19 protein-coding genes are annotated in these 23,825 nt (G+C 71.4%); 11 read left to right on the plus strand and 8 right to left on the minus strand.

What is annotated here, in order from left to right; genetic code table 11:
- Positions 1–117 precede the first annotated feature (117 nt).
- Both AC0682_RS07425 and AC0682_RS07430 read left to right on the plus strand, forming a co-directional pair.
- A complete protein-coding gene (locus AC0682_RS07425; protein ID WP_478531499.1) occupies positions 118–3,006 on the plus strand; it encodes an AfsR/SARP family transcriptional regulator in 2,889 nt (962 codons plus the stop codon).
- Positions 3,007–3,153: 147 nt separating this feature from the next.
- Complete coding sequence (locus tag AC0682_RS07430) at positions 3,154–3,882, plus strand: DUF4232 domain-containing protein (protein ID WP_254812174.1); 729 nt, start codon at positions 3,154–3,156, stop codon at positions 3,880–3,882.
- Positions 3,883–3,915: 33 nt separating this feature from the next.
- On the opposite strand, the gene AC0682_RS07435 is transcribed toward AC0682_RS07430, so the two are convergent.
- Positions 3,916–5,733 carry an NHL domain-containing thioredoxin family protein gene (locus AC0682_RS07435; protein ID WP_478531500.1) on the minus strand — a complete coding sequence of 606 codons (1,818 nt, stop codon included), beginning with the start codon at positions 5,731–5,733 and terminating at the stop codon, positions 3,916–3,918.
- Between the two features lie 64 nt (positions 5,734–5,797).
- On the opposite strand from AC0682_RS07435, the gene AC0682_RS07440 reads away from it, so the two are divergent.
- Complete coding sequence (locus tag AC0682_RS07440; RefSeq protein ID WP_254812172.1) at positions 5,798–6,280, plus strand: LURP-one-related/scramblase family protein; 483 nt, start codon at positions 5,798–5,800, stop codon at positions 6,278–6,280.
- A gap of 109 nt (positions 6,281–6,389) precedes the next feature.
- On the opposite strand, the gene AC0682_RS07445 is transcribed toward AC0682_RS07440, so the two are convergent.
- On the minus strand, positions 6,390–7,184 hold the full coding sequence (locus AC0682_RS07445) for a carbon-nitrogen family hydrolase (RefSeq protein ID WP_478531501.1): 795 nt from the start codon (positions 7,182–7,184) through the stop codon (positions 6,390–6,392).
- Between the two features lie 199 nt (positions 7,185–7,383).
- Here AC0682_RS07445 and AC0682_RS07450 point away from each other — a divergent pair, with 199 nt between their 5' ends.
- Positions 7,384–8,208, plus strand: a complete 825-nt coding sequence (locus AC0682_RS07450) for a maleylpyruvate isomerase family mycothiol-dependent enzyme (protein ID WP_254812170.1) — start codon at positions 7,384–7,386, stop codon at positions 8,206–8,208.
- Positions 8,209–8,313: 105 nt separating this feature from the next.
- On the opposite strand, the gene AC0682_RS07455 is transcribed toward AC0682_RS07450, so the two are convergent.
- Complete coding sequence (locus AC0682_RS07455) at positions 8,314–9,624, minus strand: MFS transporter (protein ID WP_254812169.1); 1,311 nt, start codon at positions 9,622–9,624, stop codon at positions 8,314–8,316.
- Entirely contained in the window at positions 9,621–10,307 is a 687-nt protein-coding gene (locus tag AC0682_RS07460; protein WP_478531503.1) for a GntR family transcriptional regulator, read from the minus strand. Before AC0682_RS07460 ends, AC0682_RS07455 begins: the two co-directional genes overlap by 4 nt.
- Before the next feature lie 134 nt (positions 10,308–10,441).
- Between AC0682_RS07460 and AC0682_RS07465 the strand changes: the two genes are divergently transcribed.
- From AC0682_RS07465 to AC0682_RS07475, 3 genes are all read left to right on the plus strand, one after another.
- Complete coding sequence (locus AC0682_RS07465; protein WP_478531505.1) at positions 10,442–11,752, plus strand: AAA family ATPase; 1,311 nt, start codon at positions 10,442–10,444, stop codon at positions 11,750–11,752.
- A gap of 4 nt (positions 11,753–11,756) precedes the next feature.
- Positions 11,757–12,230 carry a hypothetical protein gene (locus AC0682_RS07470; protein WP_478531507.1) on the plus strand — a complete coding sequence of 158 codons (474 nt, stop codon included), beginning with the start codon at positions 11,757–11,759 and terminating at the stop codon, positions 12,228–12,230.
- Between the two features lie 150 nt (positions 12,231–12,380).
- The gene (locus tag AC0682_RS07475) at positions 12,381–13,283 is read left to right on the plus strand and encodes a D-alanyl-D-alanine carboxypeptidase family protein (RefSeq protein WP_478531509.1); all 903 of its coding nucleotides are present in this window, start codon (positions 12,381–12,383) and stop codon (positions 13,281–13,283) included.
- Between the two features lie 385 nt (positions 13,284–13,668).
- On the opposite strand, the gene AC0682_RS07480 is transcribed toward AC0682_RS07475, so the two are convergent.
- The 3 genes from AC0682_RS07480 to pdhA are packed head-to-tail and all read right to left on the minus strand — an operon-like array spanning position 13,669 to position 17,249.
- Positions 13,669–15,093, minus strand: a complete 1,425-nt coding sequence (locus AC0682_RS07480) for a dihydrolipoamide acetyltransferase family protein (protein ID WP_478531511.1) — start codon at positions 15,091–15,093, stop codon at positions 13,669–13,671.
- Between the two features lie 12 nt (positions 15,094–15,105).
- Positions 15,106–16,086: an alpha-ketoacid dehydrogenase subunit beta gene (locus AC0682_RS07485; protein WP_254812166.1), complete on the minus strand. Its 981-nt coding sequence runs from the start codon at positions 16,084–16,086 to the stop codon at positions 15,106–15,108.
- A 2-nt stretch (positions 16,087–16,088) separates the two neighbouring features.
- On the minus strand, positions 16,089–17,249 hold the full coding sequence (gene pdhA, locus AC0682_RS07490) for a pyruvate dehydrogenase (acetyl-transferring) E1 component subunit alpha (RefSeq protein WP_254812165.1): 1,161 nt from the start codon (positions 17,247–17,249) through the stop codon (positions 16,089–16,091).
- Positions 17,250–17,598: 349 nt separating this feature from the next.
- Between pdhA and AC0682_RS07495 the strand changes: the two genes are divergently transcribed.
- From AC0682_RS07495 to AC0682_RS07505, 3 genes are all read left to right on the plus strand, one after another.
- Entirely contained in the window at positions 17,599–18,258 is a 660-nt protein-coding gene (locus tag AC0682_RS07495) for a response regulator (RefSeq protein WP_478531513.1), read from the plus strand.
- Positions 18,259–18,367: 109 nt separating this feature from the next.
- A complete protein-coding gene (locus AC0682_RS07500; RefSeq protein WP_478531515.1) occupies positions 18,368–18,826 on the plus strand; it encodes a pyridoxamine 5'-phosphate oxidase family protein in 459 nt (152 codons plus the stop codon).
- A 63-nt stretch (positions 18,827–18,889) separates the two neighbouring features.
- Positions 18,890–19,930, plus strand: coding sequence for a phosphotransferase (locus tag AC0682_RS07505; RefSeq protein WP_478531745.1), 1,041 nt, complete (start codon positions 18,890–18,892; stop codon positions 19,928–19,930).
- Between the two features lie 54 nt (positions 19,931–19,984).
- Here the strand turns inward: AC0682_RS07505 and AC0682_RS07510 are convergent, their stop codons facing one another.
- Positions 19,985–21,595: a protein kinase domain-containing protein gene (locus AC0682_RS07510; protein ID WP_478531517.1), complete on the minus strand. Its 1,611-nt coding sequence runs from the start codon at positions 21,593–21,595 to the stop codon at positions 19,985–19,987.
- A gap of 387 nt (positions 21,596–21,982) precedes the next feature.
- Between AC0682_RS07510 and AC0682_RS07515 the strand changes: the two genes are divergently transcribed.
- Entirely contained in the window at positions 21,983–23,635 is a 1,653-nt protein-coding gene (locus AC0682_RS07515; protein WP_478531518.1) for a protein kinase domain-containing protein, read from the plus strand.
- The last annotated feature ends 190 nt before the right edge of the window (positions 23,636–23,825 follow it).

A 23,825-nucleotide genomic window follows, 5' to 3' on the forward strand; every position in this document is an offset into this window, starting at 1 on the left:
CCGAAAACCGGCCTCCACCAGGCACGACCCGGTGTTTGCCACCGATCGGCCCCGATATTCTGGAGCGGACCCCGCGCCCCGTCCGCGGGCGCGAACCGCCCGGAAGGGGAACCGCCCGTGGAGTTCCGGCTGCTCGGCACGGTCTCCATCGAGACACACACCGGGCCGCTGCCACTGGGACCGGCCAAACGGCGCAGCCTGCTGGCCGCGCTCCTGCTGGCCGCCAACACGCCCGTCTCCATCGGCCGGCTGACGGACTCCCTGTGGGACGACGAACCACCGCTGCACGCCCGTAGCGTCATCCAGGGGCACGTCTCCCGGCTGCGCGCGCTGTTGACGGGTGCCGAGGCGGAGGCGTACGGGGTGGAACTGGCCACCCTCGACGACGCGTACACCCTGCGGGCACCGGAAACCCTGCTGGACTCGCAGCGGTTCGAGGAACTGGTGATGCTGGCCCGACAGCAGCGCTCCGCCGCCGACATGGTCCTGATGCTCACGGAGGCCCTGGCCCTGTGGCAGGGACCGGCGCTCGGCGGGGCCCTCGCCGGTCCGCCGCTGCGGGCGGCAGCGCAGTCGCTGGAGGAGTCGCGGCTGACGACGGTCGAACAACTGGCCCGTGCCTACGGCGAGCTGGGCGAACACCACCGGGCCGCGGCCCTGTTGACGGCGGAGACCGCGGCACACCCGCTGCGGGAGCCGCTCGCGGCGGCACTGATGCTGGCGCTGTACCGCGCGGGACGCCAGTCGGAGGCGCTGGACCGCTTCCACCGCACCCGGCGGCTGCTCGCGGACGAACTGGGCGTCGACCCGGGGCCCGTCCTGGCGGACGCGTACGCGCTGGTCCTGCGGGGGGAGCCGGGTCCGGGCGGCGACGCTCAGGCCGCTGTCCCGGGCCCGGGTGCCTCTGCCCCGGGCTCCGCCGCCGCTCCACCGGCCTCTGCCACCGAGGCCGGGGCCGGTGGAGCGGCCCCGGCCGGTGACGCCGGTGACGTACCCCTGGGCGCCACCGCCACCGGTACGGAGAAGACGCCGCCCGCGCCCCGGCCCCCGCTGCCCGGCGCACCACCCACCCCCCACACCGGCGAACCGCTCCCCGTCGATCTGCTCCCCCGGGCGCCCCGGGGCTTCCACGCACGCACCGCCGAACTGGCCGCCCTCACCCGGGCGGCGGCGGGCGAGGCGCCCGTCTGCCTGGTCACGGGCCCGGCCGGAGTCGGCAAGACCGCGCTGGCGCTCCAGTGGGCGCACCGCAGCGGTGCGCTCTTCCCCGACGGCCGCCTCTTCGCCGATCTGCGCGGCTTCAGCGAGGGCGGTGAGCCCGCGCTCATCGACGTACTGCGGGAGTTCCTGCTCGCGCTCGGCGTCGCACCGCGCCGGGTGCCGGAGTCCGCCCCGGCGGCCGGCGCGCTCTTCCGCTCGCTGACCGGCCGACGCAGCGTGCTGGTCGTCCTCGACAACGCCCGCGACTCCGCCACCGTCAGGGCGCTGCTGCCCGGTGGCAGCGACTGCGTCACGCTGGTCACCAGTCGGCACCGGCTGGAGGGGCTCATCGCCTCGGACGCGGCCCGGCCCGTCCCGCTCGACACGCTGGAGGCCGACGACGGTACGGCGCTGCTCGCCGGGGTGCTGGGGGAGGAGCGGGTGCGAGCCGAACCGGTGGCGGCCCGTCGGCTGGCCCAGCTCTGCGGCGGACTGCCCCTCGCACTGCGGGTCACCGCGGCCCGGCTGGCGGGACGGCCACACCGGACCCTGGCCGCGCTCGCGGACGAACTGGCCGACGAGCGCGGCCGACTGGCGTACCTCGACGTGGACGACACCGGCGTCGCCGCCGCGCTGCGGCTGACCGTCCAGCATCTGCCGCCCGAGGCCGTCCACCAGTTCGCCCGGCTCGGCCACCACCCCGGCGGCCACTTCGACCCGTACGCCGCCGCCGCGCTCGCGGGGACGGACCCGGTCTCCGCGGCGGCGGCGCTGGAGCGCCTGGCCGCGGCCCACCTCGTCGCCGAGACCGCGCCGGGCCGGTGGGTCCTGCACGACCTGGTGCGCCTCTACGCCCGCGGCCTCGACCCGGCGTCCGCGCGCGAGGCCCTCATCGGGGTGCTGGACCACTGCATCGCCACCTCGCTGGCCGCCGCCGACACGGCGGAGCCCGGCGGCGAGCCCTGTTTCGCCCTCCCGGACGACTACCGGCGCCCCGTCGCCGTACGGGACTTCGCCGACCGTGCCGAGGCGATGCACTGGCTGGCGGCCGAGCGCGAGGACCTGGCGCTGGCCGCCGCAGCGGCCCGGGACGCGGGGCTGGACGACCGGGCGTGGCGGATCATCCTGCTCCAGTGGCCGCAGGTGGTGTGGCGAGTGCGGGACAACTGGTCGCCGTTGCTGGAGCTGGCGCTCGAATCGGCTCGCGCGGGCAAGGACCCGTACGCGGAGTCGCGGGTGCTCAGCCTGCTCGGCTGGGTGCTGACGGAGGAGGGCCGGATGGCCGAGGCCGCCGCCCTGCTGGAGCCCTCGCCCCTGATCGCCCGCCAGGCCGGCGACCCGCTGGGCGAGGCGACCGCGCTGATCAACCTGGCGGTCCTCCAGGCCGAACTCGGTGATCTGGACACGGCGCAGGCGGGGTGCGTACGGGCCGTGGAGCTGGCCCGCACGGAGGAGGACCGGCACACGGAGATGCTCGGCCTCCAGCACCTCGCCCGGATGCGGCTCACCGCCGGCCGCCCGGAGGACGCCCTCGCATCGGCCCGGACAGCGCTCGGCCTGGGCCCCGAGCGCGAGGAAGTGACCCGCCGGACGCTGCTGCTGGCCGTCAGCGGCGAGGCGCACGTCGCGCTCGGCGAGGAGGACGAGGGCATACGGCTGCTGGACCTGGCGGCGGCGGAGGCGGAGCATTCCGGTTACGACGAGGGAGCCGTACAGGCGCTGGGGGCGCTGTTGCGGGTGACGGCACGGGCGGACTACCGGCGCCGCCACGAACAGGCGCTCCGGCGGCTCTCCGGCACGGACTGACCGGACGGGCCACGGGCGGCCGGGGGCCGGACGTCAGCCGGACGTCAGCGGTACGTGAGCGGCGACGGGCAGAGTCGTCTCCGTCAGCAGTTCGGGCGGCCGTCTCGACCGGGTGTCCGCCTCGCCATCACCCCTGGGGGAGTCTCCATGCGTACGTTCCGCCGTCGCAGCACCGTCCTGGCCGCCACGACCACCGCCGTCCTGGCCCTCACCCTCACCGCCTGCGGTGACGACGGCACCGGCACCCAGTCCGCCGGCCCGGCGACGAGCACCGGCGCGGCGGTCGCCCCGCAGACCCCCGAGTCCGGGGAGGCGGTGAACGACGCCGAGGAGACGGGCACCGACACCGAGCAGGCCGCCAGCACGGCCAAGGGCTCCGGCGCGACAGGCACCACCGGCTCCACCGGGTCGCCGGGCTCCACGGGCTCCACCGCCGACGGTTCCAGGGCCTCCGTCCCCCTCTGCACCGCGCAGGGCCTGAAGATCACCGCCGAGCGCCAGGACGGCCCGCCCTACACCCACCTCACGCTGGCCGCGAAAAACACCTCCGGCGCCGGCTGCGAGATGAAGGAGTACCCGCACATCCACTTCCTGGACAACGCGCGGGGCATCGTCCCGGCCGTCGCCCAGAGCAAGCCGTCGGCCCCGGTGATCCTGGAGCCCGGTCAGTCCGCCTATGCCGCGGTGCGCATGTCCGACGGCGGCCGGAAGGAGAGCACCGAGACGGTGAAGGAGTTCACGGTCACGCTGAAGGCGAACGGAGGCGGGATGGCGGTCGTGAAGTCCCCCGCCCCCGAAGGTCTCGCCGTCAACCCGCAGAAGTGGGCCACCGGCTACTGGACCACCGAACTGCGCAACGGAGCCGACGAGTTCTGATCCGCCGGCCGCCGCCCGTGAAACCGTCAGGCATCAGGCGGGCTCGTCCATCCCCGCCAGGACCAGCGCCAGCCGGGCGGTGCCGTCGGCGGTGACGCTCACCGGCACGCCCCAGTCCTGCTGGTGGACATGGCAGGCCGGGTACTCGTTGGCCGGGTCGTCGTCGCAGGACGCGGCCATCGCGGAGACGTGGAGCACGCCCTCGGTGACCCCGTCCGCGAGGACCAGGTCGCGCCCGAGGTCGGTGCCCGCGCCGGAGCCGTCCGCCAGCAGCTCGGGCGGGGTCGAGGAGACCAGGAGCCGGGTGGAGGGCCCGTAACGGGTGTCCAGCTTCTGCCCGGCGGGCGCCTGGAAGACCACGTCGAGCCGGAGTGTGCCCGGCGCGATCTCGGTGGCGGCACGCTGGGTGCGGTGCGCCTGGTCGGGGACGCGTACGGCCTCCTCGGGGAGCCGCAGGCGGGTGAGCCGGTGGCGGGCGGACTCGACGACCACCAGGTCGCCGTCGACCAGCACCGCGTCGCTGGGCTCGCGGATGTCGGTGGCGAGCGTGGTGACCTCACCGGAGGCGGGGTCGTACCGGCGCAGGGCGTGGTTGTACGTGTCCGAGACCGCCACGGACCCGTCGGGCAGCGCGGTCACGCCGAGCGGGTGCTGGAGGAGCGCCTGGTCGGCGGCCCCGTCGCGGTGGCCGAAGTCGAAGAGGCCGGTGCCGACGGCGGTGTGCACGTGGCCGTCCCGGTCGACCCAGCGCAGGGAGGAGCTCTCGGAGTCGGCGACCCAGAGCCGCTCGCCGTCGGAGGAGACCGCGAGCCCGGACGGCTGGGCGAACCAGGCCTCGGCGGCCGGCCCGTCGACCAGGCCCTCGTTGGTGGTCCCGGCCGCGACGCCCACGCTCCCGGCCTCGGGGTCGTACGTCCACAGCTGGTGCACGCCCGCCATGGCGATCCACAGCCGGTCACCGAACCAGGCCAGGTCCCACGGCGAGGAGAGGTCCACCTCGCGTGCCGGTCCGTCGGTCGGGCTCCCCTGCCACCACTGGCGGCCGGTCCCGGCGAGGGTGGTGGTCGCCCCGGTCGTGAGGTCCAGGGCGCGGATCGCGTGGTTGACGGTGTCCGCGACGGCGATGCGGCCGTCGGGGAGCACGGCGAGCCCCTGCGGCTCGCTGAACCGGGCCTCCTCCGGGCCTCCGTCACTCAGCCCGCGCTCACCGGTGCCGAAGTGGCGCCGTACGGTCTCGCCGTCCGCGTCCAGCTCGACGAGGCGGTGGCGGGTGGTGTCGGAGACCAGGAAACCGCCGTCGGGCAGCAGCAGCGCCTTGCCCGGGAAGCGGAGATGCGTGGCGACGGGCTCGGGCGCCACATACGGGCCGTCGCCCCGGCGGAGCGTGCCCTTGGCCGCATGCTCGGCCTCCAGCTCCTCCACCAGCTTCTCGATGGCGTGCGCATGGCCCTCGCCCGCGTGCTGGGCGACGACATAGCCCTCGGGATCGATGACGACGAGCGTCGGCCAGGCCCGTACGGCGTACTGCTTCCAGGTGGCCAGCTCGGGGTCGTCGAGCACCGGGTGGTGGACCTCGTACCGCTCGACGGCGTCGACGACGGCCTGGTGGTCGGCCTCGTGGACGAACTTCGGGGAGTGGACTCCGATGATCACCACGGTGTCCCGGTGCTTCTCCTCCAGCTCCCGCAGCTCATCGAGGACGTGGAGGCAGTTCACACAGCAGAAGGTCCAGAAATCGAGGATGACAATGCGTCCTCGCAGCTCGGAGAGGGTGTACTGCCGGTCGCCTGTGTTGAGCCAGCCGCCCTTGCCGATGAGTTCGGGGGCGCGGACGCGCGCACGTGATGCCATGCCATCAGTCAACACCGACACCGCCTGCGCGCATTCCGCCGGGGGCCGGGGGAACCTGTGTCGCATGAGACTTCTCGTACGTGAGCGGCTGTTCGCCATCGGTGACGACTACTGGATCGAGGACGTCGAGGGCCGCAAGGTCTTCCTGGTCGACGGCAAGGCCATGCGGCTGCGCGACACCTTCGAGCTGAAGGACGCCGACGGCCGGGTTCTGGTCGAGCTGCGCCAGAAGCTGGTCAGCCTGCGCGACACCATGCTCATCGAGCGCGGTGGCGAGGAACTGGCCAAGGTCAAGCGCAAGCGGCTCTCGCTGCTCCGCAACCACTACCGGGTGACCCTGGTGGACGGGACCGAGATCGACGTCAGCGGCAAGATCCTGGACCGCGAGTTCGCCATCGAGTACGACGGTGAGCTGCTGGCCCAGATCTCGCGCCGCTGGCTGACGATCCGGGACACGTACGGCATCGACGTGGTGCGGGAGGACGCGGACATCGCGCTGCTCGTCGCCGTGTCGATCTGCGTGATCGTGCTGGCGGAGAAGGAGTAGGCGGGATGAAGCCCGGTGTCCCGCACGGCGGTTGCTCGTTTCACGTGAAACACGGCGGTGTGCCGTAGTTGCCGGTTTCACGTGAAACACGGCGTCCGGGGCAGCATGCTCAGCGCGGCGGCGGTGCGAGCCCCAGGCGGCGGTCCTTGAGCGCCGGGAACTCCTCCCGCGTCGCGCTCACCTTCGCCGGGTCGAACTCCACGGTCAGCACCTCTTCGTCCGCCCCCGCCTCGGCCAGCACCTCGCCCCAGGGGTCGACGACGATGCTGTGCCCGGCCTGCGGGACGTCCGCGTGGCTGCCCGCCGTGCTGAGGGCGAGGACGTACGCCTGGTTCTCGACGGCCCGGGCCCGGGCGAGGAGGGTCCAGTGGGCGCGGCGGCGCTCGGGCCACCCCGCCGCCACGACGAGCGTCTCGGCGCCCGCGTCGACGAGGCCGCGGAACTGCTCCGGGAAGCGGAGGTCGTAGCAGGTGGCCAGGCCGAGGGTCGTCTGCGGCAGGGCGACGGTCACCAGCTCCTCGCCGGCGCCCATCATCACCGCCTCGCCCTTGTCGAAGCCGAACCGGTGGATCTTGCGGTAGACGGCCGAGCGCCCCCCGTCCGGGGCGAAGACCAGCGCGGTGTTGTAGAGGGTGCCGTCCGGCGCGCGCTCGACGAACGAGCCCGCGTGCAGCCAGACCCCGGCCTCGGCCGCCGCCTTCGCCATCACCTCGTGGGTGGGGCCCTGAAGCGGCTCCGCCTCCTGCTCGAAGACGGTGTAGGCGAACGCCCCGACCGGCCACAGCTCGGGCAGGACCACCAGGTCGGCGCCGCGTTGGGCGAGGACCAGGGAGGCCACCCGCTCCCGCCGGGCCTCGACGGATTCGTCCGGGTCTACTGCGATCTGGATGAGGGAGGCGCGCACACTACCACCGTCCTGGCATTCGAGCCGTCAACACAGGCCTACGATCGTCACACGAAAGCACTGCCGGGGTGCCTGCTCGCAGCGTAACTTAGCCACCGAACCTCCCACGCAGCTCGCCGACAGCGCCGTCAGTGCCCGCCCGCCCGTGACAGCACTCCCTGCTCACCAGCCCATGCACCGAGAACCGCCGAGGGGTCCCGTGACGCTCCATCCCAGCCTCCAGAATTACGCCGACGCCGCGACCCACTCCATCGAAGCGATATCCGACCTGGTCAAGCCGCTCGCGGAGGCGGAGTGGAACCGCCGCACACCCTGCCCCTGGTGGTCGGTGCGGGACATCGTGTCGCACGTCATCGGCATGGAGTGCGAGATGCTCGGGGACCCTCGCCCCATCCATACGCTGCCGCGCGATCTCTACCACGTGCAGAGCGACTTCGCCCGCTACATGGAGATGCAGGTCGACGTCCGGCGCCACCACACCGCCCCGGAGATGACGTCCGAGCTGGAGTACGTCCTCATCCGCCGCGCCCGGCACCTGCGCAACGAGTCCCGCGCTCCCGAGACCACGGTCCGCGCCCCGCTGGGCGCCGAGCAGACCCTCGAAGTGGCGTACACCATGCGCGCCTTCGATCTCTGGGTGCACGAGCAGGACCTGCGGGCGGCGCTCGGGCATCCGGGCAACCTGGACTCCCCGGGCGCGCTCGTCACCCGGGACGTGCTGCTCACGGCGCTGCCGAAGGTGGTCGCCAAGGACGCGGGTGCACCGGTCAACTCGGCGGTCGTGCTGGACGTGCACGGCCCGGTGGAGTTCCTGCGGACGGTCCGGGTCGACGCGGAGGGGCGCGGTTCGATCGACGGCTCGCCCTCGCTGGGTCCGGCGGTGACGCTGTCCATGGACTGGGAGACGTACGTACGCCTCGCCTGCGGCCGGGTCCGTCACACGGCCGTGGCCGACCGGATCAAGGCCGAGGGCGACCAGGAGCTGGCCACGGCGATTCTGGACCACTTCGCCGTGACCCCGTAGGCCCGCACCCCTCGTCGGCGGCGCCCGCCCCGGAGTTCACGGGCGGGCGCGCCGCCGCCGGCATGCGGACACGTGCGAGGGTCGCGCGTCACGTACGAAGACGTCCTACACAGGCACGTGCACGGCCTCCACGCGGCTGACCACATGGTGGTCGCGTTCCCTGAGCGCCGCCCGGCGGCGCAGCCGCAGGATCTGGGCGCCACCGAGCGCCTGGAGGGCGAAGACCGAGGAGAAGGCGGCCCGGTAGTTGCCGCCCGTCGCGTCCAGCAGAACTCCCACGGCGAACAGCGTCACCATCGAGGCGGTGAACCCGCCCATGTTGACGATCCCCGACGCGGTGCCCTGACGCTCCGGCGGGTTGGCCGGCCGGGCGAAGTCGAAGCCGACCATCGAGGCGGGCCCGCAGGCGCCCAGCACGAGGCAGAGGACCGTCAGCAGCCACACGGGGGTGTGAGCGGCCGGGTAGAAGATCGCGCAGGCCCAGAGGAGGGCGGTCGTCCCGATCGTGCCCAGGGCGATGGGGGCCCGCGCCTCGTGGTGGCGGGCGATGACCTGCCCGTAGACGAGCCCCACCACCATGTTGGAGAGCACCACCAGGGTGAGCAGGGTGCCCGCCGTCCCCCGGCTCAGCCCCTGTGCCTCGACCAGGAACGGCATCCCCCAGAGCAGCAGGAAGAGCATCGCCGGGAACTGGGTGGTGAAGTGCACCCACATCCCGAGCCGCGTCCCCGGCTCCCGCCAGGCGGCGGCGATCTGCCGGCGTACGTACGCGGCACCCGCGTGCTCGGCCGGCGGCGGCTCGTGGCCCTCGGGGTGGTCCTTCAGGAAGAGCAGGAGCAGTACCAGTACGACCACGCCCGCCAGCGAGCTGCCGACGAAGGTGGTGGTCCAGCCGAAGCTGTGCAGGGCCCGGGCGATGAAGAGGGTGGAGACGAGGTTGCCCGCCATCCCGAAGAGGGCGGCGACCTGGCCGATGAGCGGCCCGCGCCGGGCCGGGAACCAGCGGCTGCCGAGCCGCAGCACGCTGATGAACGTCATCGCGTCGCCGCAGCCGAGCAGGGCGCGAGCCGCGAGCGCCATCCCGTACGACGGCGAGAGCGCGAAGCCGAGCTGACCGACGGTGAACAGCACGACCCCGATGGTCAGGACCCGCTTGGTGCCGAGCCGGTCGACCATCAGCCCTACGGGTATCTGCATGCCCGCGTAGACGAGGAGCTGGAGGATGGAGAAGGTGGAGAGGGCGGAGGCGTTGACGTCGAACCGGTCAGCGGCGTCGAGCCCCGCGACGCCCAGGCTCGTGCGGAAGATGATGGCGACGAAGTAGACGGCGACACCGATGCCCCAGACCCAGGCGGCCCGGCGGCCCCCGGGTGGGTCGCCGGGCAGCGGGAGGGTGGGGGCGGCCCCTGAACTCACCGGTCCTCACCCCTGACCAGCTCCCGCACGCGCCCGACATGCCGCCGCACGACCTGCGCGGCTTCCTCGGGGTCCCCGCCCCGGATCGCCTCCAGCAGCTCACCGTGCTCGGTGATGTTGGCCTCGATCCGCCCGGGGTGGGCCTCCATCACCGCGACACCCATCCGCAGCTGACGGTCGCGCAGCTGGTCGTAGAGGCGCGAGAGGATCTCGTTCCCCGCGTGTCTGACGATCTCCGCGTGGAAACACCGGTCCTTGACCGCCACCGCCGCCAGATCCCCGGCCTCCGCGAGCTGCCGCTGCTCCTCCAGGAGCTGTTCGAGTCGCGCGATCAACCGGGGCGAGGCGGGCACGGCCTTGCGCGCCGCGAACTCCTCCACCAGCAGCCGGGTCTCCACCACGTCCTTGATCTCCTGTGCGGAGACGGCGAGGACGAGGGCGCCCTTCTTCGGGTAGAGCTTGATCAGCCCCTCGACCTCCAGCCGCAGCAGCGCCTCCCGGACGGGTGTCCGCGACACCCCTACCGCATCCGCGAGGCCCCCTTCGGTGAGCAGCGTCCCGCCCTCGTAGCGGCGGTCCAGGACGGCGTCCTTGACGTGCGCGTAGACCCGCTCGGCGGCGGGCGGTCGCTTGAGAGAGGTGGTGGTCGGCGGCTGTGCGGGGGCGGAGGGCGCGGCAGGCATGCGCACAGCATAGATACAACATGCACGCATGAGGAGCGGCGTCCGGATCCTGGACCACACAGGGCTTCGCACACCGATGGCGTGCTGCGCAGCGAGCGCTACATGGTCTGTGTGGCGTGCGCTACGTTGGGCAAGTGACAGGTCACGCCATCGAAGAGGTACGTCTCACCGCGTTCAAGAGCTTCCACGGCGCGGTGCTCCCCTTGGCGCCTCTCACCGTCCTGATCGGACGCAACAGCAGCGGCAAGTCGAACGCGCTGGACGGGCTGGAGGTCCTTTCGCGACTGGCGCGCGGCGACGACATCAGCGAAGCGCTGGAGAGCCGGCGCAGTGCCGCCGGTCCGGTGCGAGGCGGGCTGAGCGGGTGCGTGCCGCACGGCTCGGACCGGTTCTCGCTGGGCTGCACGGTCAGCACCGAGGAAGGGCCCGTCGGGTTCGACGTGACCATCAAGGTGGAGCCGGAGGTTCAGATCATTGAGGAACGGCTTACGGGACCGACCCCGAACGGCATCAAGGCGCTCCTCACCAGCGGGGAACCCAGCACCCAACGCGCGGACATCGACGCCTCCTGGCACAACGGCAAGCCGGGCCGCAACCCCCGAGCCCCCTTCCGCAGCAGTCGCCTGCTGACCTCTCAGCTCCTTCTCCGCGTCCCCGGTGACAGCCACGGGGAGAGCGACACCCTCTGGGCTGCGGAGTCGTTGCTGAGCGCGCTCACAGGCGCCTTCCACCTGGATCCCGTACCGCACCTGATGCGGCAGTACGTACCGGCCCGCGACACCCGCCTCCGCCGAACAGCAGAGAACCTCTCGGCCGCTGTCGACAACATCCAGAGACACGACCCCGGCCTCTTCGCTCAGCTCGTCGATCTCCTGCGCGGTCTAGCCGACCACGACATCGAGCGGCTCGCCGTCACCAAGTCGGAGTTGGGGGACGTCATGCTCGCACTCGACGAAGGCCCCCTGGGCCTCACCCCCGCCCGCGAGATGAGCGATGGCATGCTCCGATTCCTCGCGATCGCCACTTCGCTGCTCACTGGCGGCAAAGGACTCGACACGGGCACGTCACCCCTTGGCGTCCTTGACGGCTCTCTGGCTCTCGTCATCGAGGAGTTGGAGAACGGGCTTCATCCCTCGCAAGCGGCGGAGGTACTGCGGCTCGTACGTGAGGCGGCCGACAAGAACGCGACCCAGGTCCTGATCACCACCCACAGCCCCGCCCTGCTCTCCGCTCTCAGCGGAGACGACCACCAAGGGGTCATCGTCTGCTCACGCGACCGCACCACAGGCACCAGCCTCCTCACGCGGCTCACCGAGTTGGACGGTTACGCCACGGCGATGGGGGCCGGCCCGCTGGGTGACGTGGTGACTCATGGCCGACTGATGCGGGAGGGCCGCGGCGAGCAGGACTACGCCGAGTTCGACCGACTCCTCGGGATCGGGTGAGGCAGTGGCCCGGGGGGTGGAGTTCGTCGACACGTCGATCCTGTGCAATCTGCTGGAGGTCCCCGGCAAATGCCAGGACCGCAAGCGGGTGATCGACGAGCTGAAGACCAAGCGGGAACGCCGGGACACGGACCTTCTCCTGCCGGTCACCGCAATCATCGAAACGGGCAATCACATCGCCCAGGTCTCGGACGGCCGGGCTCGCCGCTCCTGCGCCGAACGGCTCTCCGGCGTCCTGACCACCGTCATTGGGGGAAAGGCACCCTGGGCCCTCAACGAGGTCGAGTGGGACTCAGCCCACCTTCAGGCACTCGTGGACGGCGGCAGTACAGGCGGCACCCTGATCGAGCACGCCTGCAACCGGCTCGGCTGCGGCGACCTCAATATCCTCATCGAACGGGACCGGTACCTCGCCCGCACATCGGGCGTACGGGCGACGATCTGGACACTCGACGAACTGCTCTCCTCATACGCCTGACGGAGTCCCCCTCGGCGGCCCTCGAACCGCCAGGGCCAAGCCTGTGCAAATTCACCCGTCAGGACACGCATCCTTTCCCCCGCCCCAGGAGTCTCATTACCGAGCGGCACCCTTATGTGGCCGCATATCAGGGGCATTTGGAGCGTTCAGTTGAAAATCGGGATCAAGCGCATCAATCGCGTGACCGTCACGAGCACCGTGGTCCTCACCGCGGGCGCGGTGCTGGCGAGCGGCGCTCTCGCCTCGGGGGCCCAGGCCGCCACGGCGCCGCCGGCTCCGACGATCGACGCCAAGGGCGGCTTCGTGATGAACAGCGGCACCGGGAAGTCGCTCTTCAGCAAGACCGCGGACACCCGCCGCTCCACCGGTTCCACCACGAAGATCATGACCGCTCTCGTGGTGCTCCAGCAGAAGAACGTGAACCTGAATTCCCAGGTCACGGTCCAGAAGGCGTACAGCGACTACATCGTGTCGAAGAACGCCTCGTCCGCCCGGCTCATCGTCGGCGACAAGGTCACCGTCGGCCAGCTCCTCTACGGCCTGATGCTCCCCTCCGGCTGCGACGCGGCGTACGCCCTGGCGGACAAGTTCGGCACCGGCCAGACCCGTGACGCCCGCGTGAAGTCGTTCATCGGCAAGATGAACGCCACGGCGAAGAGCCTCAAGCTGAAGAACACCAACTTCGACTCGTTCGACGGCATAGGGGGTGGGAAGAACTACTCGACCCCCCGCGACCTGACGATCATCGCCCGCGAAGCGATGAAGAACCCCACGTTCCGCACGGTCGTCAAGACCAAGTCCACGAAGCAGACGGTCACCATGAAGAACGGTGGCAAGCGCGTCATGTCGTGGACCAACACCAACAAGATGCTCGGCACCTACAACGGTGCGATCGGCGTGAAGACGGGCTCCGGCCCGACCGCCAAGTACTGCCTGGTCTTCGCCGCGACCCGTAACGGCAAGACGGTCATCGGCACGGTGCTCACGTCGACCAACGAGTCGACCCGCACGGCCGACGCGAAGAAGCTCATGGACTACGGCTTCAAGCTGTAGCCGGCCCACGCGTACGACAGGGAGCCCGGTCCGCACGGTGTGTGCGGGCCGGGCCCTTCGCCGTTCGTATGGCGGACGTACGGGCCTACGGCCGCCGCCGGCGGTGCAGGTCGGCCGTGAAGGCGCCCCACGCGGCGGGCGCGCGGGTGCTGAGAGCGCTGGTCATGCCAGGGTACGAGTCCGCGCGGTCTCCTGGTCGTGGCCCAGCCCGCTGACCGGTGGGGCGTCGAGTCGCGCAGCGTCGGGAGGACCGTGTTCGCCGAGCTGTCCGAACGGTGACCGGGGCCGGACATGGCGGTGGGCTCGTACGCCAGGACCACGTACGTACCGGACACGGCGGTGGGCCCGTACGCCACCAAGACGTACGGGCCCACCCCACGCACTGCTACGCCCAGGTGATCAGGCGTTTCGGCTGTTCCAGGATCGCCGCCACGTCCGCCAGCACCTTGGAGCCCAGCTCGCCGTCGACCAGCCGGTGGTCGAAGGAGAGGGCCAGCGTGGTGACCTGACGCGGCTTCACCTTGCCCTTGTGGACCCACGGCTGGAGCTTGATCGCACCGACCGCCAGGATCGCGGACTCGCCCTGGTTCAGGATCGGGGTGCCGGTGTCCACGCCGAAGACGCCGACGTTGGTGATGGTCACCGTGCCGCCCGCCATCGCCGCCGGGGACGTCTTGCCGTCCCGGGCCGTGGCGACCAGCTCGCTCAGCGCCTCCGCGAGCTGCGGCAGCGTCTTGTCGTGCGCGTCCTTGATGTTCGGCACGATCAGACCGCGCGGGGTGGCGGCCGCGATGCCCAGGTTGACGTAGTGCTTCCGCACGATCTCCTGGTTGGCCTCGTCCCAGGCCGCGTTGACCTCGGGATTCCGCTTGATGGCGACCAGGAGGGCCCTGGCGATGATCAGGAGCGGGTTGACCCGCACCCCCGCCATGTCCTTGTCCTCCTTCAGCTCCGCCACGAGCTTCATCGTGCGCGTCACGTCGACCGTCACGAACTCCGTGACGTGCGGCGCGGTGAAGGCGCTGCCCACCATCGCCTGCGCGGTCGCCTTGCGGACCCCCTTGATGGGGATACGGGTCTCGCGGGCGGAGGTGGAGGGTGCCGGAGCAGCCGAGGGCTCGGCCGTCGCCGTCACCGGCTCGGTGACCGGAGCCGGAGCATCCGCCTTCGCCGTCGCCGCCGCGTGCACGTCCTCGCGCGTGATGATGCCGTCCTTGCCGGTCGGCACCACGCTCGCCAGGTCCACGCCCAGGTCCTTGGCCAGCTTCCGCACCGGCGGCTTGGCCAGCGGGCGGGCCACCGGAGCCTCGGGCTCCGCAACCGGCGCCCCGTGGCCGTTCAGCTCGGCCTGGACCGCCGCCGCCACGGCAGCGGCCTCCGGAGCGGCGCCCTTGCGCGGGCGGCGCTTGGTGGAGGACTCGGCGACTCCGTAGCCGACGAGGACCGGGGTACGGCCCTTCGGTGCGTCGGCGGGAGCGGCCGGAGCGGGTGCCTCCACCGGCTCCTGTACGGGAGCGGGCGCGGGCGCCTCCTCGTCGCTGCCCGGCGCCACGTCCACCGTGATGATCACCTGGCCGACATCGACCGTCGTACCCTCGCCGAACCGCAGCTCGTGCACCACGCCGTCGAACGGGATGGGCAGCTCCACCGCCGCCTTCGCCGTCTCGACCTCGCACACGACCTGGCCGTCGGTGACCGTGTCACCGGGCTGGACGAACCACTTGAGGATCTCGGCCTCGGTGAGGCCCTCGCCCACGTCGGGCATCTTGAACTCGCGGAAGCGAGCGGACGTCTGGGTCATCGTCGTCACGTCCCCTTCCTCTCAGTACGCCAGTGAGCGGTCGACGGCGTCGAGCACCCGGTCCAGACCCGGCAGGTACTCCTCCTCCAGCCGCGCCGGCGGATAGGGCGCGTGGTAGCCGCCGACCCGCAGGACGGGGGCCTCCAGGTGGTAGAAGCTGCGCTCGGTGATCCGGGCGGCGATCTCCGCGCCGGAGCCGTAGAAGACGGGCGCCTCGTGGACGACCACGAGCCGGCCGGTCTTCTCGACCGAGGCCTGGACGGTGTCGAAGTCGATCGGGGACATCGAGCGCAGGTCCAGGACCTCGATCGACTTCCCCTCCTCCTGCGCGGCCGCGGCCGCCTCCAGGCAGACCTTGACCATCGGGCCGTACGCGACGAGCGTCAGGTCGCTGCCCTCGCGGACGGTGACGGCCTTGTGCAGCGGGCCCGGGATCGCGTCGGTGTCGACCTCGCTCTTGTCCCAGTAGCGCCGCTTGGGCTCGAAGAAGATGACCGGGTCGTCGCTCTGGACGGCCTGCTGCATCATCCAGTAGGCGTCGCTCGCGGTGGACGGCGAGACCACCTTGAGGCCCGCCACGTGGGCGAAGAGCGCCTCGGGGGACTCGGAGTGGTGCTCGACCGCGCCGATGCCACCGCCGTACGGGATGCGGACGACGACCGGGAGCTTGATCTTGCCGAGCGCGCGGGCGTGCATCTTGGCGAGCTGCGTGACGATCTGGTCGTACGCGGGGAAGACGAAGCCGTCGAACTGGATCTCGACGACGGGGCGGTAGCCGCGCAGGGCCAGACCGATCGCGGTGCCGACGATGCCGGACTCCGCGAGCGGGGTGTCGATCACCCGGTCCTCGCCGAAGTCCTTCTGGAGGCCGTCGGTGATCCGGAAGACACCGCCGAGCTTCCCGACGTCCTCACCCATGATGAGGACCTTGGGGTCGGTGTCGAGAGCGTGGCGCAGCGACTCGTTGAGCGCTTTCGCGATGGACATCTTCTCCACGGCCATGGCTACTTGCCCTCCTCGGCGGAGTCTGCGAACGATGCCTGGTAGGCGGCGAACTGGGCACGCTCCTCGTCGACGAGGGAGTTGCCGTCGGCGTAGCCGTGCTCGAAGAGGGCCATCGGCTCCGGGTCGGGCATCGCCCGCACCGCCTCGCGTACGCGCTTGCCGAGGGTCTCGCTCTCCGCCTCCAGCTCGGTGAAGAACGCCTCGTCGGCGAGCTTCTCCTTCTCCAGGTACGTCCGCAGCCGCAGGATCGGGTCCTTGGCCTCCCAGGCGGCGCGCTCGTCGTCCGCGCGGTACTTGGTCGGGTCGTCGGAGGTGGTGTGGGCGCCCATGCGGTAGGTGAACGCCTCGACCAGGGTCGGGCCCTCGCCCCGGCGGGCGCGCTCCAGCGCGGAGCGGGTCACGGCCAGACAGGCCAGGACGTCGTTGCCGTCGACGCGGACGCCGGGGAAGCCGTACCCCTGCGCGCGCTGGTAGAGCGGCACACGGGTCTGGCGCTCGGTGGGCTCGGAGATGGCCCACTGGTTGTTCTGGCAGAAGAACACGACCGGGGCGTTGTAGACCGCGGAGAAGGTGAACGACTCCGCGACGTCGCCCTGGCTGGAGGCCCCGTCGCCGAAGTACGCGATCACGGCCGAGTCGGCGCCGTCCTTGGCCACGCCCATGGCGTAACCGGTGGCGTGCAGGGTCTGCGAGCCGATGACGATCGTGTACAGGTGGAAGTTGTTGGTGGTCGGGTCCCAGCCACCGTGGTTCACCCCGCGGAACATGCCCAGCAGGTTGGTGGGGTCGACCCCGCGGCACCAGGCCACGCCGTGTTCGCGGTAGGTCGGGAAGACGTAGTCGTCGTCGCGCAGCGCCCGGCCGCTGCCGATCTGCGCGGCCTCTTGGCCCAGCAGCGAGGCCCACAGACCCAGCTCGCCCTGACGCTGGAGGGCGGTCGCCTCGGCGTCGAAACGGCGGGTGAGCACCATGTCCCGGAACAGAGCGCGCAGCTCCTCGGCGCTCAGATCGATGCTGTAGTCCGGGTGCTCGACGCGCTCGCCCTCGGGCGTCAGCAGCTGCACGAGCTGGGGCTCGGAACTCTGCGGCTTCTTCGCGGCGCTGGTCCGCTTACTGGCGCGTCGCGGTTTACGCGCGGCGGCAGTGCTCTCCACGGTCACGTGCGTGCTCCTCCGTCGGTCCGGCCCCCGGGGTCTGCCGGGAGACCAGTGCGGCTCGCCTGTGTCCGGACCCGTGCACGGGGTGGGTGCTTCTCGGCCGGGATACAGGCGTGACAGGTGCCCCGGCGAGTGTCCTGTCATAAGCACGTTACCCAGTGCATCGCATAACTGCGAAACCCTATCTGACCTGCGATTTTGCTTGGATTTCCAAGTAAATCGAAAAAATCGCGAAGTTCTGCTGGTCACAGCACTGGGAACAGCCTTGCAGGCAGCCGGAACAACGGCACGTTATCCCGCGGATCAGCGGCTGGGAAGAGCGGAGGAGGGTCGAGTATGTGAGACTGCGATCGTGCGCGAAGATGGAAAAATCACGGTATTTCTGCTCGACGATCACGAGGTCGTCCGGCGCGGCGTCCATGAGCTGCTCGCCTCCGAACCGGACATCGAGGTGGTCGGCGAGGCGGGGACGGCCGCCGACGCCCTGGTCAGGATTCCGGCGACGCGTCCCGATGTGGCGGTGCTCGACGTGCGGCTGCCCGACGGCAGCGGTGTGGAGGTGTGCCGGGAGGTCCGTTCGCTGGACGAGGGCATCGCCTGCCTGATGCTCACCTCGTACGCCGACGACGAGGCCCTTTTCGACGCGATCATGGCCGGTGCGTCGGGATATGTGCTCAAGGCGATCCGCGGGAACGAGCTGCTCAGTGCCGTCCGGGACGTCGCCGCCGGAAAGTCCCTGCTGGACCCTGTGGCCACCGCCCGGGTGCTGGAGCGGCTGCGCGACGGCGGAAGGGCCAAGGGTGACGACCGGCTCGCCGACCTGACCGAGCAGGAGCGCAGGATCCTGGACCTGATCGGGGAGGGACTGACCAACCGGGTCATCGGGGAGCGGCTGCACCTCGCGGAGAAGACGATCAAGAACTACGTCTCCAGCCTGCTGTCCAAGCTCGGCATGGAGCGCCGCTCGCAGGCCGCCGCGTACGTCGCACGGCTCCAGGCCGAGCGCCGCTGAGGGACCGGTTCCGGGGGCCGCCCTCGCGCTCCGGAAGGGACTTTGGTCCCGGGCCGCCCGGGGCCGGGGACTCTTACCCGGCTCCTCCACCTGGCGCAGAGTGGACCGTATGCCCACCGACGAACACCGCGCGCCCGGGTCGCCCTCTTCGACCGCCGCGATCGAGCTGCTGCGCCGGGTCCCGTACGGCCGCCTCGCCACCAGCATGCGCGCCCTGCCGTTCCTGGCGGTCGCCCGGCACGTGGTGTGCGACGGCCGGATCCTGCTGCGGATGCACCGCGGCTTCGGCTACCACGAGGCGTGCGACGGCAGCGTCGTCACCTACGGGGCCGACAACTACAACGCGGCCACCGCCGGAGCGGGCGGCGGCGACCTGTGGTCCGTGCAGTTCACCGGGCCCGCCGAGATCGTCCATCCCTGCCCCGAACAGGCCGGACTCTTCGGCCCCGCACCCGCCCGCGCCAACGGGGAACCCTTCGCTCCGGCCTACCTCCGGGTCGACCCGCACGTCGTCACTGAGCACACTCTCGACTTCGGCGCAAGTCCGCTTGTCCGCCACGCAGCGTGATCTACCATTTGGTAAGTGCCGCGCTCATATGTAACCCGCCCACCAGTTCCTCCGGTCGGCGAGGTGCTGCGCCGCTACCCGGACGCGGGAGAACCGCTCGCCTGCGAACCGATCACCAAGGGCCTGCTGAACCACGGATACCGCGTCTCCACCACCCGCGGCTCCTACTTCCTCAAGCACCATCTCGACAAGAAGCACATCGGCGACGCCACCGGTGAACGCGCCACGATCGTGCGCCAGCACCACGCCACCCAGCGCCTCGCCTCCCTCGGGGTGCCCGTCGTCCCCCCGCTGACCGATGCGGAGGGCACCACGGTCACGGTGATCGGCGACCGCTGCTACGCCCTGCACCCCTGGGTCGACGGACTGCACCGCGTCGGGTCCCAGCTCACCCCCCACCAGTCCCGGCGTCTCGGGACGCTCCTCGGAGCCGTACACACCGCTCTTGAGCAGGTCATGCCGGTGATGGACACGGGTGGCGAACGCGGTTCGCCAAAGGGGCCGTTACCCGCCGGCTACGGCAGCCCGCACGCCGCCGACACCTTCGCGCTCATCGACGAACTGCTGGCCGCGGCCCGGGGGGAGCGGCCCCGGAACACCCCCCGCGACGCCTTCGACGAGCTGGCCGTGCACCGGCTCGTGGAGCGCCGGGCCCTGCTCGAACAGCACGCCCACCGCAGGCCGCCCACCCCGGACGGCCCCGCCACCGGGTGGGTGCACGGGGACTTCCACCCCCTCAACCTCCTTTACCGGGGCGCCGATCCGGTCGCCATCGTGGACTGGGACCGGCTGGGGGTGCAGCCGCGCGCCGAAGAGGCGGTCCGGGCCGCGGCCATCTTCTTCGTCCAGCCGGGCGGGGAGCTGGACCTGCCGAAAGTGCGGGCGTACGCCCGCGCCTACCGGCGTGCGGCGGGGGCGGACTCCGCCGAACTGGCCGCCGCCGTGCACCGGGTGTGGTGGGAGCGGCTCAACGACTTCTGGATACTCCGCTGGCGCTACCGCCTGGACGACCGAAGGGCCGACCCGCAGTTTCCCGCGGTGTCGGCCCTGGCGGTGTGGTGGACGCGTGAGTACGAGGCGGTCTGCGCGGCGTTCACGGAGTGACGCGGAGCGCGCCCAGGAGGCCACGCATGCGCGATGGCCTCCTCGGAGCCCGCCCTACTGAGGCGTGCCTCCCCCAGGGCCGGCCGTGTCCCCCGGACCGCCGCTGCCCCCGCTTCCGCCGGTCGCGCCTTCGGAGGCACCCGCGTCGCCGCCGCTGCCCCCCGGGTTGCCGGACGTGCCCGGGTCGGTGGTGGGAGGCACGGGGTCGCCGCTCGGTTCGCCGCTGGTGCCTTCGTTGGTGGCGCCGTCCGTCGTACCGGCGTCCGTGTTGTCGGACGGGGTCGGGGACGGGGTGAACGACGGCTGACTCGGCACCGGGTCCGGCGTCCACGGCGGCAGGTTCGGCTGGGTCCGGCCACCGCCCGAGGAGTTGCTCGGCTGCTCGGGCTCCTCGGGCTCCTCGGACGGCTCCTGTGAGGGCTCCTCCTGGGTCGAACTCACCGAGGTGGACGGCTTGACCGGCTCCTTCTCCTTGCTGTCGTCCTTCGTCGCGCTGATGGCGAAGGCGACCCCGGCACCGATCGCGACCAGGGCGAGCAGAACGAAGAGCCACATCTTCGAGCGCCCGCCACCGGGGCGCTGGCCGCCGTCGTAACCGCCGTCGTCCGGGTTGAGCGGTGGCAGGATCGGGCCCTGCGAGGTGTCGCCGTGGGCCGGGTAGCCCATGGCCCGGGTCGAGCCCGACATCCCGTGCGGCGGGGCCTGTCCGCCCTCGTGGAGCGTGACCGGGCCGGTGTTCCACGTGCCGGTGTGGCCGCCCTGCACCTGGAGCATCTGCAGGCTGTACTGGACGAGCCCGCGCATCTCCTCGGCGCTCTGGAACCGGTCGTCCGGATCCTTGGCCAGCGAGCGCATCGCCAGCCCGTCCAGCTCCGGCGGCACCGCGTCCAGCACCTCGGACGGCGGGACCGGCATGTCCTGGACGTGCTGGTAGACCACCGAGAGCGGGGTCTCACCGGTGAACGGGGGCCGCAGCGCCAGCAGTTCGTAGAGCAGGCACCCGGTGGCGTACAGGTCGGAACGGTGGTCGACGGCCTTGCCGAGCGCCTGCTCGGGGGAGAGGTACTGCGGCGTGCCCATGACCATGCCGGTCTGGGTCATCGTCGACTGGGCTCCGTGCAGCGCCCGCGCGATGCCGAAGTCCATCACCTTGACCGCGCCCGAGTCCGTGATGATCACGTTGGCGGGCTTGATGTCCCGGTGCACAATGCCGTGCTGGTGGGAGTAGGCCAGCGCCTCCAGCACCCCGGAGACGATGATGAGCGCCTGCTCGGGCGGGGGCGCCTCGGCGGTCAGCAGGAGGTCGCGGATGGTGCGGCCCTCGACCAGCTCCATCACGATGTACGGGACGGTCTGACCGCCCACGACGTCCTCGCCGGAGTCGTACACGGCGACGATCGCATGGTGGTTGAGACCGGCGACGGACTGTGCCTCGCGCGTGAAACGGGCTTTGGAGACCGGGTCCTCGGCCAGGTCGGAGCGGAGCAGCTTGACCGCGACCGTGCGTCCGAGCCGGACGTCCTCCGCCGCGTACACCTCCGCCATGCCGCCACGGCCGAGCCGGTAGGTCATCCGGTAGCGTCCGTCACCGACGACGCCTCCGACACCCCAGGCGTCGGAGCCATCCGAAACTCCGCCGCCGTTTGCTTCGGAATCGGGTGCCATCAGTCCTCGCCGTCGTATCTGTCCGCGCGTCCGCGGGTTCTCACGATGCCTTGCTGCATTGCCACGTCACGCTACAGCCTTCGCCGGACACCCAGGTTCCGCACCGGACCGATCATCCGACCGCCCGGCGCGCCTCACACCCCTCCGGCATGCGATTCCTGTAACGCTTCCGCGACGCTTCTTGTGCGTAGGGTCACGGAACGGGCACCCGGCTTGACGTGTCGGACCCCTCGGGCAGACTTGGCGCGTCATCGCGTAGTACGGAACGTCGTACGGAACACGGAACCAGGTCGCACGCGACCGCGTCCTACAGAAACATCGCGTGGGCAGCACCGTGCGTGCCGCCCGCCGGATGTCGTGGCCGCGCCGCCGAGGGGGAAGCAAGTCATGAGCCAGGACGGCGCACAGGGCCGCTATGCGGGCGGAGCGGTGGCAGGCGGCCGCTACCAACTGCGCGACCTGCTCGGCGAGGGCGGCATGGCCTCCGTCTACCTCGCCTACGACTCCGCCCTGGACCGCCAGGTCGCGATCAAGACCCTCCACACCGAGCTGGGGCGCGAGCAGTCGTTCCGCGAGCGGTTCCGGCGTGAGGCGCAGGCCGTCGCCAAGCTCCAGCACACCAACATCGTCTCGGTCTTCGACACCGGCGAGGACGAGCTCGGCGGCGCGCTGATGCCGTACATCGTCATGGAGTACGTCGAGGGGCAGCCGCTCGGCTCGGTGCTGGCCGCCGACATCCGGCAGTACGGGGCGATGCCCGCCGACAAGGCGCTCAAGGTGACGGCCGACGTGCTGGCCGCGCTGGAGACCAGCCACGAAATGGGCCTGGTCCACCGCGACATCAAGCCCGGCAACGTGATGATGACCAAGCGCGGCGTCGTGAAGGTCATGGACTTCGGCATCGCCCGCGCCATGCAGTCCGGCGTGACCTCGATGACGCAGACCGGCATGGTCGTCGGCACCCCGCAGTACCTCTCCCCCGAACAGGCCCTCGGCCGCGGTGTCGACGCCCGCTCCGACCTGTACTCGGTCGGCATCATGCTCTTCCATCTGCTCACCGGCCGCATCCCGTTCGACGCGGACTCCCCGCTCGCCATCGCGTACGCGCATGTGCAGGAGGAGCCGGTCGCGCCCTCCAGCATCAACCGGTCGGTCACCCCGGCGATGGACGCCCTCGTGGCCCGCGCCCTGAAGAAGAACCCGAACGAGCGCTTCCCCAGCGCCGCGGCGATGCGCGACGAGATCGCCCGGGTGCTGAACGCCTCGGGCGGCCAGACCGGCGCCCCGATGATCGTGGCGGGCGGCGGACCGGCCAACAGCGGCGCGGGCGTCGGCTCGGCGGTGTTCCCGCCGGTCGACCAGGCCACCGCCGCCCCGCCGAGCGTCCAGACGCCGTACCAGCCGCATCCGCAGCACCAGCAGCACCCGGGGCCGTACAACCAGCCGACCCCGACGCCCGCGCCGGGCTACGGCTACCCGCAGGCGGCCCAGAGCTACCCGACGCCGGGCCCGCTCGCCCACCAGACGCCGCCGCCCTACACGATCAACCCGCAGGCCCCGACGGCGGCGGTCGGTACGACGGGAGGCTCCTCCGCCAAGCGGAACATGCCGGTCGTCGTCGGCGCGGTCGTCGTCGCGCTCCTCGCCGTCGGCGGTCTGATCACCGCGCTCGCCCTCCAGGACAAGAAGGGCGGCGACCAGGCGGGCAAGGGCGGTGACCCGGGGACCAGCGACACCTCCACGGAGGAGGGCTACCGGCCGCCGGAGCGCAACCGGACGATGAAGACCACGGCCTGCACGGACGCCACCGAGGACTCCAACGACCCGAAGAAGGTCCAGGCGCCCAACTTCGTCTACAAGGACATCCTCTCGGCCAAGGAGTGCGCGGCTGCCGCCGGCTGGACGATCAAGGAGATCGAGGAGCCGGGCAACACGTACGCGGAAGGCCAGATCGTGGGGCAGTTCCCGTCCTCGGGTACGGCGGTCTCCGAGCGCGGCGCCCACTTCGAGCTGAAGGTGTCGACGGGGCGGGCTTCCTGAGGCCGGGCTCCCCGGGGTCGGGCTTCCTCGGGTCGGACTTCCTGAGGCCGGGCGGGGGCGCCGGGGCTTGGTCTCGGGCTTCTCGGGGTGTTCGTTTCTGATCACTGTGAGGGCTTCGGCTCTTCATTACGGGTCGGCAGTCGACCCGTCATGGCCGGTTATCTTCTTCTGTCCCGTCCGGGGTGCCGGA

Source organism: Streptomyces sp. NPDC043746, assembly GCF_056436485.1.